General features: G+C 69.7%; 22 protein-coding genes, 1 other RNA gene and 3 pseudogenes. 4 read left to right on the forward strand and 22 right to left on the reverse strand.

Translation table 11 applies throughout. The features are described 5' to 3' along the window. Positions 1-100: 100 nt before the first annotated feature. Positions 101-505 (reverse strand): hypothetical protein, encoded by a 405-nt coding sequence (locus tag LP418_RS04155; protein ID WP_257955331.1) that lies wholly within the window; start codon positions 503-505, stop codon positions 101-103. A gap of 83 nt (positions 506-588) precedes the next feature. Here LP418_RS04155 and LP418_RS04160 point away from each other — a divergent pair, with 83 nt between their 5' ends. Then, positions 589-1,263, forward strand: coding sequence for a helix-turn-helix transcriptional regulator (locus LP418_RS04160; RefSeq protein WP_257955332.1), 675 nt, complete (start codon positions 589-591; stop codon positions 1,261-1,263). 64 nt (positions 1,264-1,327) lie between these two features. Here LP418_RS04160 and ssrA read toward each other — a convergent pair. Together ssrA and LP418_RS04170 are read right to left on the reverse strand one after the other, a co-directional pair. Beyond that, positions 1,328-1,696, reverse strand: a transfer-messenger RNA (tmRNA) gene (gene ssrA, locus LP418_RS04165). 58 nt (positions 1,697-1,754) lie between these two features. After that, entirely contained in the window at positions 1,755-2,288 is a 534-nt protein-coding gene (locus LP418_RS04170) for a hypothetical protein (RefSeq protein WP_257955333.1), read from the reverse strand. A 54-nt stretch (positions 2,289-2,342) separates the two neighbouring features. On the opposite strand from LP418_RS04170, the gene LP418_RS04175 reads away from it, so the two are divergent. Then, positions 2,343-2,660, forward strand: coding sequence for a type II toxin-antitoxin system VapB family antitoxin (locus LP418_RS04175; RefSeq protein WP_257955334.1), 318 nt, complete (start codon positions 2,343-2,345; stop codon positions 2,658-2,660). Then, positions 2,657-2,992 (forward strand): type II toxin-antitoxin system VapC family toxin, encoded by a 336-nt coding sequence (locus LP418_RS04180; RefSeq protein ID WP_272496311.1) that lies wholly within the window; start codon positions 2,657-2,659, stop codon positions 2,990-2,992. The genes LP418_RS04175 and LP418_RS04180 overlap by 4 nt, the downstream gene beginning before the upstream one ends. On the opposite strand, the gene LP418_RS04185 is transcribed toward LP418_RS04180, so the two are convergent. The 7 genes and pseudogenes from LP418_RS04185 to ftsE form a co-directional block, all read right to left on the reverse strand. Then, positions 2,976-3,866 carry an amidohydrolase family protein gene (locus tag LP418_RS04185; RefSeq protein WP_257955335.1) on the reverse strand — a complete coding sequence of 297 codons (891 nt, stop codon included), beginning with the start codon at positions 3,864-3,866 and terminating at the stop codon, positions 2,976-2,978. The genes LP418_RS04180 and LP418_RS04185 overlap by 17 nt on opposite strands. Beyond that, positions 3,866-4,355, reverse strand: a pseudogene (gene smpB / locus LP418_RS04190) (SsrA-binding protein SmpB). Before smpB ends, LP418_RS04185 begins: the two are co-directional and overlap by 1 nt. Positions 4,356-4,405: 50 nt before the next feature. After that, positions 4,406-4,993, reverse strand: a complete 588-nt coding sequence (locus tag LP418_RS04195; RefSeq protein ID WP_257955336.1) for a M23 family metallopeptidase — start codon at positions 4,991-4,993, stop codon at positions 4,406-4,408. Next, positions 4,974-5,684: a hypothetical protein gene (locus tag LP418_RS04200; RefSeq protein ID WP_257955337.1), complete on the reverse strand. Its 711-nt coding sequence runs from the start codon at positions 5,682-5,684 to the stop codon at positions 4,974-4,976. Before LP418_RS04200 ends, LP418_RS04195 begins: the two co-directional genes overlap by 20 nt. Before the next feature lie 56 nt (positions 5,685-5,740). Next, a complete protein-coding gene (locus LP418_RS04205) occupies positions 5,741-6,166 on the reverse strand; it encodes an FtsX-like permease family protein (protein ID WP_257955338.1) in 426 nt (141 codons plus the stop codon). A gap of 115 nt (positions 6,167-6,281) precedes the next feature. Then, positions 6,282-6,434, reverse strand: a pseudogene (locus tag LP418_RS04210) (hypothetical protein); the annotation flags it as partial. A 250-nt stretch (positions 6,435-6,684) separates the two neighbouring features. Next, entirely contained in the window at positions 6,685-7,374 is a 690-nt protein-coding gene (gene ftsE, locus LP418_RS04215; protein WP_257955339.1) for a cell division ATP-binding protein FtsE, read from the reverse strand. 54 nt (positions 7,375-7,428) lie between these two features. Here ftsE and LP418_RS04220 point away from each other — a divergent pair, with 54 nt between their 5' ends. Continuing rightward, positions 7,429-8,160 (forward strand): hypothetical protein, encoded by a 732-nt coding sequence (locus tag LP418_RS04220; protein WP_257955340.1) that lies wholly within the window; start codon positions 7,429-7,431, stop codon positions 8,158-8,160. A 13-nt stretch (positions 8,161-8,173) separates the two neighbouring features. On the opposite strand, the gene prfB is transcribed toward LP418_RS04220, so the two are convergent. From prfB to LP418_RS32360, 12 genes and pseudogenes are all read right to left on the reverse strand, one after another. Then, the gene (gene prfB / locus LP418_RS04225; RefSeq protein ID WP_257955341.1) at positions 8,174-9,292 is read right to left on the reverse strand and encodes a peptide chain release factor 2; all 1,119 of its coding nucleotides are present in this window, start codon (positions 9,290-9,292) and stop codon (positions 8,174-8,176) included. A gap of 141 nt (positions 9,293-9,433) precedes the next feature. Then, complete coding sequence (locus LP418_RS04230; protein WP_257955342.1) at positions 9,434-10,231, reverse strand: hypothetical protein; 798 nt, start codon at positions 10,229-10,231, stop codon at positions 9,434-9,436. A 63-nt stretch (positions 10,232-10,294) separates the two neighbouring features. Next, positions 10,295-10,702: a Tad domain-containing protein gene (locus LP418_RS04235; RefSeq protein ID WP_257955343.1), complete on the reverse strand. Its 408-nt coding sequence runs from the start codon at positions 10,700-10,702 to the stop codon at positions 10,295-10,297. A 36-nt stretch (positions 10,703-10,738) separates the two neighbouring features. After that, positions 10,739-11,086, reverse strand: a complete 348-nt coding sequence (locus tag LP418_RS04240; protein ID WP_257955344.1) for a hypothetical protein — start codon at positions 11,084-11,086, stop codon at positions 10,739-10,741. 110 nt (positions 11,087-11,196) lie between these two features. Continuing rightward, the gene (locus LP418_RS04245; RefSeq protein ID WP_257955345.1) at positions 11,197-13,653 is read right to left on the reverse strand and encodes a type II secretion system F family protein; all 2,457 of its coding nucleotides are present in this window, start codon (positions 13,651-13,653) and stop codon (positions 11,197-11,199) included. Continuing rightward, a complete protein-coding gene (locus LP418_RS04250; protein WP_257955346.1) occupies positions 13,653-14,906 on the reverse strand; it encodes a CpaF family protein in 1,254 nt (417 codons plus the stop codon). Before LP418_RS04250 ends, LP418_RS04245 begins: the two co-directional genes overlap by 1 nt. A 129-nt stretch (positions 14,907-15,035) precedes the next feature. Further along, positions 15,036-15,530, reverse strand: coding sequence for a hypothetical protein (locus LP418_RS04255; protein ID WP_257955347.1), 495 nt, complete (start codon positions 15,528-15,530; stop codon positions 15,036-15,038). 100 nt (positions 15,531-15,630) lie between these two features. Then, the gene (locus LP418_RS04260; RefSeq protein ID WP_257955348.1) at positions 15,631-16,008 is read right to left on the reverse strand and encodes a hypothetical protein; all 378 of its coding nucleotides are present in this window, start codon (positions 16,006-16,008) and stop codon (positions 15,631-15,633) included. Then, entirely contained in the window at positions 15,981-16,178 is a 198-nt protein-coding gene (locus LP418_RS32350; RefSeq protein WP_442940108.1) for a histidine kinase dimerization/phospho-acceptor domain-containing protein, read from the reverse strand. Before LP418_RS32350 ends, LP418_RS04260 begins: the two co-directional genes overlap by 28 nt. Continuing rightward, positions 16,108-16,827 carry a hypothetical protein gene (locus LP418_RS04265; RefSeq protein ID WP_257955349.1) on the reverse strand — a complete coding sequence of 240 codons (720 nt, stop codon included), beginning with the start codon at positions 16,825-16,827 and terminating at the stop codon, positions 16,108-16,110. Before LP418_RS04265 ends, LP418_RS32350 begins: the two co-directional genes overlap by 71 nt. A 1-nt stretch (position 16,828) precedes the next feature. Next, a complete protein-coding gene (locus LP418_RS32355) occupies positions 16,829-17,062 on the reverse strand; it encodes a winged helix-turn-helix domain-containing protein (RefSeq protein ID WP_257955350.1) in 234 nt (77 codons plus the stop codon). A 178-nt stretch (positions 17,063-17,240) separates the two neighbouring features. Further along, positions 17,241-17,534 (reverse strand): annotated as a pseudogene (locus tag LP418_RS32360) (response regulator); the annotation flags it as partial. Between the last annotated feature and the right edge of the window lie 39 nt (positions 17,535-17,573).

Consider the following 17,573-nt stretch of genomic DNA (forward strand, 5'->3'; position numbering starts at 1 on the left):
TCGGAGGAAATCCCCGGCGGCCCGGGTCGCCGCTTCCGGTCGCGCACGGGCTCGAGGCGGGTGACCCGGCTGCGCTGCGGGACGACGGAGAGACTACTCATCATCGCGTCACGCGGTCGGAGGCGAGTCGCGCCAGCGCGAGCGCGCCGACCAGCAGCCCGAAGTCGCGCAGGGCCACGTCGTAGAAGTCGCCCGGGGTCAGCAGGTTGACGATGATGCCCGCGAGCCGGGCCGCCACGACCCAGCCGCCGATCTGGGGGCGTACGGCGACGAGCAGGCCGGCCACGACCTCGACGACACCGACGGCGAGCATCGCTTCGTGGGCACTGCCGGGGACGATGTCGTTGATCCACGGGGCGAGGTAGATCTCCCAGTCGCACAGGATCTGGGTGAACTTGTCGAGGCCGAAGGCGATCGGCGCGACGGTGAAGACGGTGCGCAGCAGGAAGAAGGCGTGGTCAGCGCCGACGGCGTGCTCTGCTCGGAGGTCCGACGAGGTGCTCATGGCCCAGGTCCGTTCTAAGAGAGGATGATCTCTCCACTAGACACCTGCTGGCGCTCTAACGTCAAGTCCCGTATCTTTTAGAAATGCCCGCCTCCGACGTCTCCAACATCGCTGCGCTCGCTGAGCCCGTACGCCGCAGCCTGTTCGACTTCGTCGTGCGCTCGCGCGCCGCGGTCAGCCGCGAGTCGGCGGCCGAGGGCCTCGGGATCGCGACCCACACGGCGAAGTTCCACCTCGACCGGCTGGTCGAGGAGGGGTTGCTCGAGGTGGAGTTCAAGCGCCTGACCGGCCGCACCGGGCCGGGGTCGGGGCGCCCGGCCAAGCTCTACCGCCGTACCGACCGCGAGGTCGAGGTGTCATTGCCCGAGCGGCACTACGACCTGCTGAGCCGGATCCTGGCGAGGGCTGTCGCCGAGGCGAGCGCCAGCGGGGACGCCGTCGCCTCCGTGGTGGCGCGGGTGGCCCGCGACGAGGGCGCCGCGTGGGGTGCCTCGCTGGACGACCTGCCGGGCGACGCCGACCTCGAGCGGCTGGCCTCGGCCCTCGATGCCGGCGGCTACGAGCCGTGGATCGAGGACGAGACGCTGTTCGTGCAGAACTGTCCCTTCCACCGGGTCGCCCAGGAGCAGACCGAGCTCGTCTGCGGTCTCAACCCGGAGTTCGTCTCCGGCGTCGCGGTCGGCGTGGGGTGCCCCGGCGTTGCCACGAGGCTGGACCCCGGCGAGGACCGGTGCTGCGTCAGCGCACAGAAACGGTGATGGCGGTGTCCTGCAGTCACCGGGTGACTGCGGAACACCGCCATCTCTCATGAGGGCTTTTCGTGTGTGGAGCTGGCGGGAATCGAACCCGCGTCCTCGAGCGTCAGAACCAGGTCTTCTCCGGGTGCAGTCAGTGATGGCGTCTTCTCAGTCCCGGCGCTCGCACTGACACGTCGCCGACAGACTCAGTCAGGAAAAAGTCCCGATCACCCCTCCTGACGAAGGTGAGCAGCAAGTCCTCTAAATGAGGCCCGGGTCCGGGACGAGGACGGGTGCCCGGTCAGACCCTTCGATCACTGCTCAGGCAGCGAGAGCGAAGTCGTTGCGGTTTGAGTTGGCAACTATGGTTTTCCAGCGATCGTTTACGAGATGACGCTGGCTTCTCGACCCGCTTCCCCGGGACTAACGTCCCAAGTCGAAACCGATCAGCCCCTCTTGAGTTGTTACGGTCAGTCTACGGGTCAACACCCAGACCCGTCGCCCGCATTCCCTCAGGACGTCGTCAGGCTCAGTCGCGGGTCGGTGACCGGGGCGGCGAGATCCTCGAGCGGCACCCCGAGATCGAGGGTGCGAGGGTCGTCAGTGACGGACGCCCCGATCACCTGTACGGCGACGTCCTCCCCGTCACGCCGGTCGATGACGTAGACGACACCCGGGTCCTCCTCGGGCTCGAGCTCCTGCCACGCGATCGTCACGTCGTGCCCGTCAACGGAGTCGTCGACGCACTCGTCGAAGAACGACTCGTCGGCGCACACCAGAGGGCTGTCGGTGGTGGGCGCGACGACGACGGCGAGCGACACATCGGCGTACTCGAGCTGGGCACCCGGCGACTCCTCACCGAGCTCGCGGGTGAAGACGTCCCAGTCGGCGATGGAGCGCGGCTCCGGGTCGACGTGCTCTTGCGTGATGGCCGCGATCGCCGCGGGCGTGATCGGCTGGTCCGCCTCGCCCCGCTCGTCGCCGCTCTCACAGGCAGTCAGCCCGACACACAGCGCCAGCACCGCCACAACGCTCCCCCGAGTCATCAAGCGAGCATAGTGTCGGCGCCGGAAGGTACCCTGATGGTGACGGAGGTACCCATGGCCATCAACATCAAGAACGAACGCGTCCTGACGCTCGCTCGGCGCGCCGCGGAGGTGACGGGCAAGTCCCGGGTGAGCGCGATCGAGGAGGCCCCGGAGCAGTTCCTTGAACAGCACGCCGACCGGCACCGGGTCGACATCGCCCGGCGCGAGGAGCAGATCCGCGCGGTGCTCCGTGACGCCGACGCAGCACCGGTCGATCCTGAGCGTGCGATCAAGACTCGTGAGGATCTCTACGACCCGACGACCGGCCTCCCCGGTGATCCCGGACGCGTCCTGTCTGGTCGCCATCCCGGGCAACGAGCCAGAACGTGACGACTTCCTCGCTGTCAGTCTCCGTGCGGAGTGCCGCATGTCGGTTGCCACGTGGCTCGAGTGCTGCCCGGTCCTCGGACTCCCGGTCGCCCGGCGAAGCGGCTCGACTCGACCGACTCGTCGAGCTGCTCCGGATCGAGCTGGTCCCGGTCTCGGCCGCGCACGGTCGGATCGCACGATCGGCCCACCAACGCTACGGGCGCGGATCTGGATCCGCCGCCGGGCTCAACTTCGGCGACTGCTTCGCCTATGCGCTGGCCATCGACAGCGGAGAGCCATTGCTGTTCAAGGGCGACGACTTCCGGCACACCGACGTCAGAGCGGCGCTCTGAGCAACGCCGCGGCGTTGTCGTGGCACACGGCCCGCAGCCAGTCGTCGCCGAGACCGAGGCGCTCGAGCGACTCGAGCTGGTGCAGGTAGGGGTAGGGGATGTTCGGGAAGTCCGAGCCCAGCAGCACCTTCCCGCCGAGCCCCAGCTCCGCCAGCCGCGGCAGTAGGTCCACGGGGAAGACGCCGCCCATCTCGGAGAAGAAGTCCGTGAAGGCCATCGTCGTGTCGAGGTGGACCCGCTCGTAGGTCTCGGCCAGCTCGAGGAACTCGGCATACTCCGGCGCGCCCATGTGCGCGATCACCAGCCGCAGGCGCGGGTGCCGCGCGAGCAGCTCGGCGACCGGCCCGGGTCCGGTGTAGGCCGTCGGCACCGGTCCGCTCCCGGCGTGCAGCACCACTGGGGTCCCGGCCTCGGCGATGAGTCCCCACGTCTTGTCGAGCAAGGGGTCGAGCACCGAGAAGCTCCCGACCTGCACGTGGATCTTGAACACCTCGACGGCGTCGAGCCGCGCCTCGACGTACGCCGCTGCCGAGTGCTCTGGGAAGAAGGTGCCGCACACCAGCGACTCGGGGACGCGAGCCGCGAAGTCGGCGGCCCAGTCGTTGAGCCAGTCGGCCATGTCGGGGCGGTGGGCGTAGGACAGCGCCGTGAACCGCTCGATCCCGAAGGAGCGCAGGGTCTCGACGAGCGCGTCGTCCGCGTCGCGGTAGTACAGCGGCCGGGGGCGGCCGATGAGCGGCCCGGCGGTGTCGAACTGGGCGCGCACCTTGGCCATCACCTGCGGCGGCAGGAAGTGCGTGTGGATGTCGATGAGCCCGGGCAGCGCGAGCCGGCCCCACCACTCGCGTACGGCCCGGGCGTCGGGGTCCTGCATCAGTCGGTGATGCCCTTGAGCCGACGTTGGACGGCCTGTTCCTTCTCCCGGTTGGCCCGGCGCTCGGCGAGGGAGTGCCGCTTGTCGTACTCCTTCTTGCCCTTGGCCAGCGCGATCTCGATCTTGGCGCGGCCGTCCTTGAAGTAGAGGGAGAGCGGGACGATGGTGTAGCCCTTGTCGCCGATCTTGCGCTCGATCTTGTGGATCTCGGAGCGGTTCAGGAGCAGCTTGCGCTTGCGCTTGGCGGAGTGGTTGGTCCACGAGCCCCGGAGGTATTCGGGGATGTGGACGTTGTGCAGCCACACCTCGCCGCCGTCGATGTCGATGAACCCGTCGACCGGGGCTGGCCCGCCCCTCACGCAGCGACTTCACCTCGGTGCCCTGCAGGACCATCCCGGCCTCGTAGGTGTCCTCGATGTGGAAGTCGTGGCGGGCCTTCTTGTTCTGCGCGATCAGCCGGTTGCGCTGATCCTTCTCCTTGGCGGCCATCCGGTCATCTTCTCAGAGGCCGCAACCCGGTTCGCATCGGCGCAGCTGGATCAGAAGTAGTTGGCGGGGTTCACGGCCTTGCCGTTGGCCATCACCGTGAAGTGCAGGTGGCAGGCGGTGGACCAACCGGTGTCACCGACATACCCGATCACCTCGCCGCGCTGGACGTGCGTGCCGGTGCTGACGGTGTAGGACGACGCGTGGTTGTAGATCGTCGCGACACCGGCGCCCGCGAGCACGCCGTGGTTGACGATCAGCCGGTTGCCGTAGACGGAGCTGTAGTAGGACGAGATCACGTTGCCCGACTCGGCCGCGACGATCGGCTGGCCGCAGCCGCCACCGAAGTCGGTGCCGTCGTGCAGTCCCCAGTAGCCGAAGATCGGGTGCGTGCGATAGCCGAAGGGAGAGGTGATGCCACCGCCCACGGGCATCTGCAGGAGCCCGTTGGTGGGACCGACGCGACCGCTCGCGGCGGCTCGGGCGCGGGCACGCGCGAGGGCACGGGCCGCGATCTTGCGCAGCCGCTCCTCGATCCGCTCCTTCTCCCGCTGCGCCTGCTTGAGCTTTCGTACGTCGCGGGCGCGGATGCGCGCCGCCTCGGAACGTGCGGACGCGCGCTCACCGACGAGCGCGACCACGGACGCCTTGGCGCTCTCGGCCTCGGCCTCCAGCTCCCGGGTCTCGGCGAGGTTGGCAGCGGCCCGGGTCGCGCTGGACTCGGACGGCGTCGCGCGCCACGGTGACCCGGTTCTTGTGGACCTCGAGCAGCACCTCGGCCGCCCGGAGCCGGTCGTAGTCACGGGACTGCTTGTCGACCATCGTCTGGCTGACCTCGGCGCGCCGGCTCAGGTCCTGAGCGGTCTCCGACTCCATCAACGACGCGAACGCCATCAGGTCGGGGTCACCCTCGGAGTAGAGCCGCATGATCGTGTCGCCGACGACGTCGCGCTGGGCGGCCACGTCGGCCTCCCCCGCCGCGAGCTCTGCCTCGGCGGTGGCCAGCCTCTCCTCGGCGGCGGCGAGCTCGACGGCCGCGGCCGCGTCGCGCTCCTGCGCGACGGCGAGCTTGCCTCGGGCGGTCGCGAGCGCCGTACGCGCATCGGAGAGCTGGTGCTCGGCCGCCGAGAGCCGCTCCGCGGCCCTGTGCAGCTGCTTGCTCGACTCCTCGACGTGGTCGTGAGCGCGATCGATCTTCTTCTCGACCTGCTTCTGGCGGTCCTTGAGGTCGTCGGCAGTCGCGGCAGGGACGGACAGGGTGCCCAGCGCGATGGCAGCGGCAGCTGTCGCTGCGGCCATGCGGCTGCGGGCGGTACGGGGGAAGGATCGCACCGGGAAGCCTTACGTGTGTTCGGGGAAGGGAACGCGTCGAAGGTAACCCGCCGAGATCACACTTTGAGGTATTTGCGTGTCAGCACGAGTGTCGGAAGCACGGTGAGCAGCGGGCCGAGGACGGCGACGATGCCGACGGCGACGGCAAACTGCTCGAACCCGATCCACGGGATGAACTGCAAGGTGTCCTGACCGCGCTTCTCGATGCCGAAGTACACGAACGCCGCCAGCGCGCCGGTGGCGAGGAGCACGCCGAGGAAGGCGGTCACGAAGGCCTCGAGCAGGAACGGCAGGGCGATGTAGAGAGTCGAGGCACCCACGAGGCGCATGATGCCGATCTCCCTGCGGCGCGCGAACGCCGCGAGCCGGATCGTGTTGGCGACCAGCAGCAGCGCCGCGACGATCAGGAAGAGCGCGGTGCCCAGCGAGAGGCCGAGGAGGCCGGTGATGACCCCGATGATCGGCTCGATGTACTTGCGCATGTCGCGCACGCCGGACACGCCGTCGAGCCCGCTGACGGCACTGACCACGCCCCCGGTACTCCTCCGGGTCCTTGAGCTCGACCCACAGCGACTGGGGCATGTCGTCGACCGTCAGGACGGCGTTCTCGCCCTCGAACTTCTCCTCGCCGTAGAGCTCCTTGACCTTCTCGAAGGCCTCCTCCTTGGTCTCCGGGTCCCAGCCCGCCGCCTCGGGGTTCTCGTCGAGGACGGCGGTGACGGCGTCGCGCTGCGCGTCCGGTGACCTCACCGACGCACGCGGCGTTGCCGTCGTCGGCGGTGCAGAGCGAGACCCGGATCTGGAGCTGGCTGCCCCAGTGGTCGGCGGCCTTGCCGGCCTGCATGTAGAAGAGGGCGCCGAGGCCCACCGGGGTCAGCGAGACGAAGAGCGTCAGGACCACCGCGAGGTGCATCGAGAGGTTGCGCCGAAGGCCCCGGCCGAGCTCGGAGAAGACGTAGCGAAGCTGCATGGATCTGTGTCAGTCCTGTCGGTTCGGGGGTCAGTTGGAGGTGCCGTAGACGCCCTGCGCCCGGTCGCGCACCACGCGGCCGTGCTCGAGCTCGATGACCCGCTTGCGCATCTGGTCGACGATGCCGGCGTCGTGGGTGGCCATCACGACGGTCGTGCCCGTGCGGTTGATCCGGTCGAGGAGCTTCATGATCCCGACCGACGTCGTCGGGTCGAGGTTGCCGGTGGGCTCGTCGGCGATCAGGATCTGGGGCCGGTTGACGAAGGCGCGGGCGATCGCGACGCGCTGCTGCTCGCCACCGGAGAGCTCGTCGGGCAGCCGGTCGCCCTTGCCGGTGAGGCCGACCATCTCGAGGGTCTCGGGCACCAGCTTGGCGATGTCGCCGCGCGACTTGCCGATCACCTGCAGCGCGAAGGCGACGTTCTCCGAGACCGTCTTGTTGCCGAGGAGGCGGAAGTCCCGGAAGACCGTGCCGATCTCGCGGCGCAGGCGCGGCACCTTCCAGCTCGCCAGCCGGTTGAGCTCCTTGCCGGCGACGTAGACGCGACCGGACGTGGGGCGGTATTCCCGCAGCACCAGCCGCAGGAAGGTCGACTTGCCGGATCCGGACGAGCCGACCGGGAAGACGAACTCGCCCTTGTCGACGTCCACCGACACCCGGTCGAGGGCCGCATGGGCGTGGCCGGGGTAGGTCTTGGAGACCTTCTCGAAGCGAATCACGGCCCCGAGGCTACGCGGTGGACCCAGCCGATCCGGACATCCCCGACCCCCGGAGTGCCTACTGTTGCCACGTGCTCGCCTCATCCCGTACGCCGCAGCGCCGGCGTCGCTGCGCCACGGCGCTCGTCGCGACCGTGGGGACGCTCCCCGGCGCTGGTCGGCTGCTCGGGCGACTCGCCTCCGGAGCAGCCGGACGCGGAGCCCACGGCTTCATCGACTCCGTTGGCCGACTACGACACCGAAAGCCTCACGCTGGTCCGGGGCGAGTTCTGCTCGCGGGTGGCGCAACCCGCCACCACGACCCTGCTCGGGGCCGAGGCGACGGAGACGGCGTCCCGGGCGCCCGGTCGCCGACTGCCCGGCAGCCGCGACATCAGCAACGAGTTCGGGTGCTCTCGGACGACCCCGTCGGTCACGGCCCGGGCACGGGTCTTCGCTCCCCCGATCACCCGGGAGCGGGCGAACGACTTCGCCGGCGAGATCGTGGGCATGAAGTGCGAGGAGCTCGAGGACGCCCCCGCCCTAGGCGACCCGGGCGTCGCGCAGCGCTGCGGCCTCAACACCGGCGCGACGCTGACCGGGTTCTACGGCTCGGTCGGGGACGCCCGGATCGGCTGCGAGGTCGACCGCGGTGCGTCATCGAGCACGTCCGCCACCGAGCCGGCGGAGTCCGCGCGCTCGGCGAGTGGTGCGTCGCCGTACTCGAAGCCCTGCGGAGCGCCTGAGGCGTCCCGGCCTGCGCCGTACGTCATGAGGACTGGTTGTTCGAACAGTCACTCCCCATGACGTCAGGGTCGACTCAGGTGGCGTCGGCCTTGTCGGTGCCGCGGCGCCAGCGGATGCCGGCCTCGATGAAGCCGTCGAGGTCGCCGTCGAAGACCGAGGTGGGGTTGCCGCTCTCGTAGCCGGTCCGCAGGTCCTTGACGATCTGGTAGGGGTTCAGCACGTAGTTGCGCATCTGGTCGCCCCAGCTGGCCCGGACGTCGCCGCGCATGCCATCGAGGTGGGCCTTCTCCTCGGCCTTCTTGAGCGCGAGCAGCTTGGCCTTGAGCACCACCATCGCGCTGGCCTTGTTCTGGAGCTGGCTCTTCTCGTTCTGGCACTGCACCACGGTGCCGGTGGGCAGGTGTGTCAGCCGGACCGCGGAGTCGGTCGTGTTGACCGACTGGCCGCCGGGGCCACCCGAGCGGTAGACGTCGACCTTGATGTCGTCGTCGTTGATCTCGATCTCGTCGGTCTGCTCGAGCACCGGCACGACCTCGACGGCCGCGAAGGACGTCTGGCGGCGGCCCCGGTTGTCGAAGGGGCTGATCCGCACGAGGCGGTGGGTGCCGGCCTCGACGGAGAGCGTGCCGTAGGCATAGGGCGCGTGGATGGCGAAGGTCGCGGACTTGAGGCCGGCTTCCTCGGCGTAGGACGTCTCGTAGACCTCGACAGGATATTTGTGCTGCTCGGCCCAGCGGATGTACATCCGCATCAGCTGCTCGGCGAAGTCGGCCGCGTCGACGCCACCGGCGCCGGAGCGGATGCTGATGAGCGCCTCGCGGGCGTCGTACTCACCGTTGAGCAGGGTGCGGATCTCGAGGGACTCGACGGACTTCTTGATCCGGTCGAGCTCCTGCTGGGAGTCCTCGAGGGTGGCGGTGTCACCCTCCTCCCGGGCCATCTCGACCATCAGGGCGAGGTCCTCGATGCGGCCCTCGAGGCCGGTGAACTTGTCGAGCTCGCCCCGGATGGCGGACAGCCGGCCGGTGATGCGCGTCGCGTTGTCCACGTCGTCCCAGAGATCGGGCGCGGCGACACGGTCGCCGAGGTCGGCGATATCCTCGCGCATCTTGCCCGGGTCGAGGACCCGGCCGATGGTGCTCATGGTCGCCCGGAGCTGCTTGATCTCTTGGTCGAAGTCGGTGCCTGCCACAAGGGGCAACAGTACGGGGCCATGGGTGGAGTGGCGAACCGCCCGGAGCCAACCGACGCGTCGGCTGACTCCGGACGGATCTGTCGGGCGGTGCGGGCCCGACTTCTACGCTCCCAGCTGGGAAGGGGGAGCGAGTTCGGACTACTTCGTGCAGAGCACCTCGGGGGTGGCCACGGCGACCTTGGAGATCTTGTCGACCGTGGTGGCCGTGGCGTTGAGCTCGTAGCTGATGCGGAACGCGTCGGTGATGTTGACCTCGTGGTCCTCGATGAGCTGGCCGATCACCAGTGGGGACGCGAAGGCGACCCGGCCGTCGACCTTGAGGGCCGCGGTGCCGGTGCTGTCGCTGGCGGAGTCGTCGGTGAGGGCGTAGCTGGCGCGCAGCTTGAGGCACTTCTTGCCCAGCGTGTACTCGACCGAGGCCGGCGTCCCGGTCTTGTCCGTCACGATGCTGGCTGCGTAGTTCTCGGTCGCGATGACCGCGTTGGTGACGAACACGTTGGTCGCCGGGCCGCGCGAGCGGTAGCCGAGCTTCTCCCAGCCGTAGACGACGAGCTCGAGCTCCCGGCTCACGCCCTTCTTCACCGAGCCCGCGGCCGGCTTCAGCACGCGGTAGAAGCGGGTGCCCGCGGCGGACGGCTCGTCCTTGAGCAGGTAGGTGCCGTTGGCCTTGATCTTCGACTTGCCCGAGACGGACCAGGTCTTCTTGCCCTCCATGCGCTGCTGGAGCACCACCTTGTCACCGGCGGCCTTGGGGGTGACCCGGCCGCGGATCTTGACCGTGTCCTCCTTGGCGATCGCGGTCGCCTTGTTGATCTTGGCGCTCACGGAGTAGGCCACCTTGCGCTCTGCGGTGGTGTCGCTCGCCGTGGCCGAGGTGGCAACGAGCGGGGTGGCGATCAGCGCGAGACCGGCGCCGGCGGTGATGAATCGGTTCATGGGATCCCCCTGTCAGTGTTGCCCTGCTGGGCCTTGTGCAAGGGGGATGCATCCGTACGCCGATTAGTTGCCGATCAGTTGCCCCGGATCGTCACCGCGGCCGTGCTGCTGGCACCGACGACGGGCTTCGACGGGCTGCCGGGGATGCGGAGCGGCAGGTCGACGGGCGCGCTCAGGGTCACCGTGACCGATCGGTCCGCGAAGTTCACGCGCGTCGACGTCGAGGCCCGGGTAGGTCTTGTCCGCCCCGACCGACTGGAGGTAGGCGACCACGACCTTCTCGACCGCGCCCTTCTCCTGCAGCAATCGATCGACGCTCAGCCCTTCGCCGTACACCCCGGCAGCGCCGAGGTCTGCGCCGCGCAACGCGGCCCCGTCGGCGAGCGTGTCGAGACTTTGTCGTTGGAGGTAGGCCGAGGACGCGTTGATGACGAGCGCGATGCCCATCAGCAGGACGGTGGCCGGGCCCATGATCAGCGGGATGGTCGAGCCCCCGCTCGTCGCGCCTCACTCGTCCTCCGCCTTGTCTGTGGTGGGTACGGCGACGAACTGACCGATCGGCACGGTGTGCTGCACGTCGAGCTTGAAGGAGCGCCGACCCTCGTCGATCATCGCCGGGAGGAAGGGCAGGGCGACGCCGGACTCGATGCTGATGGTGATCAGCGACGTGCCTGCGTGACAGTTGTCGGGGAACGGCTTGCACGTGACCTCCACCTTGCCGACCTGACCCTCGCCGCCCCGGTCGATGAGGGTCTGCTTGACCACCGCCTCGGCCCGCGCGTGGCCCGTGGCGTCGTCGGGCGCGAGGGCGTAGGCGCGGGCCGCCGCGGGCGGCGCCGTTGAGGGCGAAGGCACCCTGCTGCACCTCGAAGACCGTCAGCACGATCCACGTGATCGGGATGAAGAGGATCAGCCCGACCCAGCAGAACTCGACCAGCGCACTCCCCCGCTCCCCCGGCGCCCGCTCATGGCGACTCGATGATCGCGTTGCCGGTGGCTCGCAGCTCTATGGCCGGGCCACCCGGGCCGAGCGCAGGAACTTGAGCGGTGATCACGACCTCGTAGGCGGGCGCTTCGGCGATCTCGATCTCGCGGATTACGACGTCCTTGGCGTACTTCTCGTTGAGGGTGCCGCGGATCATCTCGACCGTCTTGGCGGTGCCGTCCTCCGGGGTCGCGCCGACCACGGCAGCACGGCGCGCCCCCTCCGCCGCGGCGGACGAGAGGGTGTTGCGCACGTGCAGCACGAGCGAGAGCTGGAGCAGCCCGGCGAACATCGGCAGCAGGATGAACAGGATCATCACGAAGTCGACCACCGCGCTGCCGCGCTCGGACCTTCGACGCACGACGGTGCCTACTGCTGCTCGCCGGGTCTGACGGCGTTGAAAGCCCGATCCAGGGAGGTCCTTCATCGGCTCGTCGGCAAAGCTGAAGATGGCGATCGCCGGGCCCACGGTCATGACCGTCACCATCACCCACCCGGGCACGTCGCCGCGTTCGTCACGGCGACGCGGTGCGGTCATCGCGAGGTAGCAGCGCAGCAGCTGGTCGAGCGTTGTTGCCTTCATGGTGTTCCCCGTTCGGTTCGTTCGGACGTGCAGAGCTGTGGGTGTGGACCGGGCGTGCTCACGGCACCACCGAGGCTGAGGCCGATGGCCCCCGGGAAGAACGCGAAGAGCACCGTCACGGGGAGGACCGGGGAAGACGACCGGTGCCATCATCAGGACCTCCTTGCGGGCGGCGGTCTCGATCAGGTTGCGGCGTCCGGCCTCGCGCACGTCGGCTGCCTGCGCGTGCAGCACGTCGGCGAGCGGTGTGCCGCGCTCGATGGCAACCGAGATGCCGGTCGCGAACCGGGCGACAAGGGGCAGCCCGGTCGTTGCGGCGAGGCGGTCGAAGGCGGCCGCGACAGGAGTGCCGGTGCGGATCTCGGCCAGCACGCGCGCGAGGTCGGCGGAGAGCTCGCCGCCACTTCGCCGTACGACGCGATCGAGCGCAGCGACCGGGCCCTCGCCGGCGGCGACGGCCGGGGCGAGCAGCTCGGCGACCGTGGGGAACTCGTTGATGATCTGGCGCTCGCGGTTGGTCGCCCGGGTGCTGAGCCGGTTGTCGCGGGCCATCACCCCGAACACGAATCCCGGGCAGCACAGCAGGAGGGCGCTGATCGGCGCGACGGCCCCGGACAGCGCCTTGAGCAAGGAGTAGCCGGCGACCGGGCCGAAGCACGCGAGTCCCCACAGCACCTGTTCGATCCGGAACTCGTGCACCGTCTTGTCGATCGCGGCGCGCTCCGGGCGGCGACGCACCGAGGTCGAGCCGCCCAGCACCTTCTCGACCGGGTCGGCGGCCGAGCGGAGGAAGGGCCCGAAGATGCCGGCCGCCGCCACCGTCGGGGACGACGAGGTGACCTTGAGGCTCGGGGTGCGGCCGACCCGGGGGAGATCGCGGACGTAGGGCAGCACGCGCAGCGCGAGCTGCGGGCGGCGGATGACCGGGATCCGGGCCGCGATGAGCAACACCCCGGCGGCCGCGGCCGCTCCGAGGATGGCGCCCCACAATGTGGCGCTCATGCCGGGATCCGCCGCTCGACGGGCAGCCGGCCGATGCGCATCATCAAGCGGTAGGCACCCCGGGCACAGGACGGCGCCGATCGACAGCACCACGACGCCGGCGCCCGATGAGTAGGCCGTGACCGAGCCCGACTGGAACGACATCAGCAACAGCACGGCCCACGGTGCGGCGACGGCCGGGCGCGCGCCGTTGACGGTCCGGGCCTGCCGGGACTCCATCTCCGAACGGGTGCGGGCCTCGTCGCGGAGGTAGCCCGAGAGGTTGCGCAGGAGGCGTCCAAGCTCGCCGCCGCCGACCTCGCGCGCGATCCGCAGTCCCTCGACGACGCGATCCCCGACGGGATCGGCCGGGCGGACCTTGAGCCGGTCGAGCGACTCGTGGAAGCGGCCCGTGACCCGGTAGTCGAGGGCGAACTGGTCGAAGGAGTCACGCAGGGCCTCGGGCCCGTTGGTGCCGAGAGCGGCGAGGGCGTCGGGCAACGACAGCCCGGCGCGTACGGCGCTGGCGAGGTTGTCGACAGCATCGGGCCACACCTCGGCGAACTCGCGCTGCCGCTTGGCCGCGCGCTGCTTGACCACGGCGATCGGCGTGTAGCCGGCCATCAGTGAGAAGGCGATCGCCACCGGCACCGTGCGCGAGACGGCCCGGATGACCACGAACGCGACCACCGCGAAGACCGGGCACAACGCGGTGAGGCTCGCGACCGACACGTCCCCGAGCCCGGCCCCGGCCAGCAGCTGTCGCCCGCGACCGCCGCCGGGCTTCGGTGCCCCGGGAGTGCGAGGGAGGAAGAAGGCCGACCAGATCAGCAGCAGCCCCAGTCCGACGCCCAGCCCGACGAGCGCTCCCATCAGGTGGCCTCGTTGAGGATGCGGTGCAGGTCGATGCCGATGCGTTCGAACCGCTCCAACCGAGCGGGCATGCCGGCGCTGCGGCGCAGCTCGCCCCCGACCCGCTCGAAGAGCGGCTCGACCTCGATGATGTCGTTCTCCACCCGGCCCGGCACCGAGACGATCTCGTTGACGCGGCGCACACCCTGCGCGTCGATGCCCGGGTGCACGACGAGGTCGACCGAGCTCGCGACGGTCGGCACCACGAAGCGGGCCGAGATGTTCTCCCCGGCCAGCAGCGGGAGCGTGCACATCTTGACCAGCGCCTCGCGGGCGCTGTTGGCGTGCAGCGTGCACATGCCCGGCAGCCCGGCGTTGAGCGCGAGCAGCAGGTCGAGGCACTCCTCGGCGCGGACCTCGCCGACGATGACCCGGCTCGGGCGCATGCGCAGCGCTTCCTTGACCGGGTCGCGGAGCTGGATCTCACCGGTCCCCTCGAGACCGGCCCGGCGCGTCTGCATGGGCACCCAGTCGGGGTGGTTGAACTGGAGCTCGAAGACTTCTTCCGCGGACACCACGCGGTCACCGCCGGGGATCGAGGAGGCCGGGCAGTTCAGGAAGGTCGTCTTGCCGGCCCGGGTGCCGCCCGCGACCGGGATGTTGAGTCCCGCGCGGATCGCGGCGTCGAGGAAGGTCGCTGCCCGGGCCGACATGCTGCCGAGCTCGACGAGGTCGTCGAGTCGTCGGGCCCGGACGACGAACTTGCGGATGTTGACGGCGGAGAAGCCGCGGCTGATCCCCTCGAGCACCACGTGCAGCCGGTGGCCCTCGGGCAGCATGGCGTCGACGAAGGGCTGGGAGATGTCGATGCGACGACCGCTCGACTTGAGCATCCGCTCGATCAGCTCGTGCACCCGGGCCGAGGACAGCATCAGGTTGGTGAGCTCGTGGCGTCCGCGCCGAGCGATGAAGACCCGGCTCGGGTCGTTGATCCAGACCTCCTCGACCTCGGGGTCGTCGAGGAACGGCTGGAGCGGTCCGAATCCGGACACCCGGGCGATCAGCTCACCGACCACAGCACCGGGATCGGCCACCGGGACGACGGCCCCGGTCAGGCTCCGCTCGTCATGTCGGCGTACGACGTCCTCGGCAATGCGGCGCACGATCGGCGCGTCCCGCTGGGGGTCGACACCTTCCGTGCGCACCTGTTCGCGCACGCGCGCATCGAGCTCTTCGATGAGATCGGCATGCGTGTCCGGACGCGTCAGCGTCATGAGTAGTCCCCCGTCCCGAGATGGTGCTACGCGCCAAAGGCTAAACGAGGGTGGACCAGACCACCACAGGGTCGAATCAGCCTGTGGAGAACCTTTACCTTCGGCACTCGGGGCGCGGCGGCGCGAATCTCAGTTCGGGAGGAGGTTCCGGGCCTTCTTCACAGACCGCGAGACCGCGTCGTAGACGTAGCCGGCGTAGGGGATGTCGACGACCGCACGGTCCCGGGTCTGCTGGTCGAAGGACAGGGTCCACGGATCGATCTCGCCCGTGCTGTCCCGGCTGGTCCAGATCAACCCCGACCTGATGTCGACGATGCGTCGCGTGACGAGATCTTGCCGCGGGTCGGTCGGCACGCGGTAGGTGATGATGTCGCCCACCTCGAGATCACCCACCGGCTGCGACTTCGCGAACACCACGGACCCGCGCTCCATCGTGCCGCTCATCGCGTCGTCGGTGACGGTGTGTCTCGACAGTCCGACCGCCGGCGGCAGCACGAAGGCCGGGGCGGTGAAAGCCCCCAGCCCGGCAACCACGCGCCGTGCCCAGCGTCGACGACGAAGGGATCGACGGCGCGAGCAGACCTCCGGGCACTGACTCGGGGGGTGTCGCGGCTGGTTGGTCACGCTCCCCGGAGACGAGCGAGGGCATGGCCCGAACTTACTGAACAGCCGACCACGAACGGACCACGTCGGTTCCACGAGCCGGTAAAAACTTGACACGTGTTCAGCGTCGGGGCAGCAGGATCTCCAGCTCGCCCGAGGTCGCATCGCCGGTGCAGCGACCACCGAGCACCTCGGCCGGGGTGTGCGCCACCCGGACACTCGGTCGCTGCGCCGCACCACGGCGAGCGGGGCCGCTGCGGACGGTGACCTTGACGTGCTCCTCCTCGCCCGCGAAGCGCAGCGTGACCGCGCCGGTCCCGCGCTCGGAGACGTCGCGCAGGACGCTGTCGAGCAGCTGCTCCACGGGTCCGGGGGTCAGCGTGAAGTCGGGTCCGCCATCGACGTACGCGCGGACCTCGCGTGACTCCGGCAGCCGGTCGCGCCAGCGCTGCGCCACGTCGGAGCCGAGCGTCAGCAGGCTGACCTCCGCCCCGGCCACCGAGGCTGCGCGCGCGGGCGAACTCCGAGCAGCTGGCTGACGGTGGTCTCGAGGCGCTCGGCGTCGGCCGGGGACCGGGCGGCGGATCGGCGTACGTCGTCATTGAGGTCGGGGCGCTCGGACAGCTCCTCGAGCTCGAGACGCAGGCCGGTCAGCGGCGTGCGGAGCACGTGCGATGCGTGGTGGAAGAACTCGCGATCGCGTTGCAGGCTCTCCTCGAGCTGTCGGGCGCTGGTCGCCATCGACGTCGCGATCGACCTGACCTCGGGGATCCTCGACCGCGGTGGCTCGAAGTCGAAGCGACCGCGTCCCAAAGAGGCGGCCGACTCCGCAAGCCGGTTGAAGGGCCGCGCCAGCGCCGACGCCACGACAAAGCCGACCCGGGCCGGCGAAGAGGACCAGCGCGGCGAGCAGGAAGAAGAGCGGAAGCTGCTGCTCCCGGGTCGCGTCGGCCACGACGCTGGCGTCCCGGACCAGCGTGACCGTCGTGTCTCCGGCCGTCTCCTCGACGCGCGTCGGCCGGTCTGCGTCCGCGGCGTCGAAGCCTGTCCCCGTGGCGGTGACGGTGGCCGATCCCTCCCGTGTCACGGTCAGCTCGGTCTCGGCGGGCACGAAGGCGGACAACCGGTCGGCGGTGACGAGCTCTCCCCGGGCAGCGAGGTGCTCGATGAAGGTGCCGATCAGGTCTGCGCTGGTGGTGAGCCGGTCGAGCTCGTGCATGCGGGCGACATCGGCCGGGGCGTGGACGCGGACGCCGCCGCCGATGGACGTCATCACCGGGACGAAGCAGGCGAAGGCCGGGGTCAGCCTTCCCCGCACGTCAGTGCTCGCTCTCGAGCCGGAATCCCACTCCGCGAATCGCCACGACGCGATCGTGCGCCCCGGCCTCATCGAGCTTGTTGCGCAACCGACCGATGGTCACGTCGAGCGTCTTGGTCGAGCCGAACCAGTTCTCGTCCCACACCTCGCTCATCAGCTGCTCGCGCGAGACGACCTTGTCGCGGCTCGCGGCCAGCAGGGCGAGTACGTCGAACTCCTTGGCCGTCAGGGCCACCTCGACTCGGGTCGATGGTGACGCGTCGGGCGTCGACGTCGATCCGCAGGCCGGTCACGGTCTCCGTCGCAGTCGCGCCACCGTCGCCCCGGCTCGACTGGCTGCGGCGCAGCAGTGCGCGAACCCGGGCTCGGAGCTCGGCCAGCCCGAAGGGCTTGGCGAGGTAGTCGTCGGCGCCGAAGTCGAGGCCGACGACGCGGTCGAGCTCGCCACCGCGGGCGGTGACGATCATGATGCCGCCCTCGAATCCTGACTCCCGGGCCGCCCTGCACACGTCGAGGCCGTCCATGTCGGGCAGGCCGAGGTCGAGGATCAAGATGTCGGGCGACTCGAGCATCAGGTGCTCGAGGGCCTTGCGTCCGGAGTCGATCCGGGTGACGTCGTATCCCTCTCGTTCGAGCGTGCGAACAAGAGGAAATGCGATGTCTTCTTCGTCCTCGACGACCAGCACCTGCGCCATAGGGGCGAGCATAAGGTGGATTCGGCCTCCCGGAGCGGGAACGCCGGAGCC

The sequence above is a fragment of the Nocardioides sp. B-3 genome (assembly GCF_024703895.1).
Taxonomy (GTDB): domain Bacteria; phylum Actinomycetota; class Actinomycetes; order Propionibacteriales; family Nocardioidaceae; genus Nocardioides.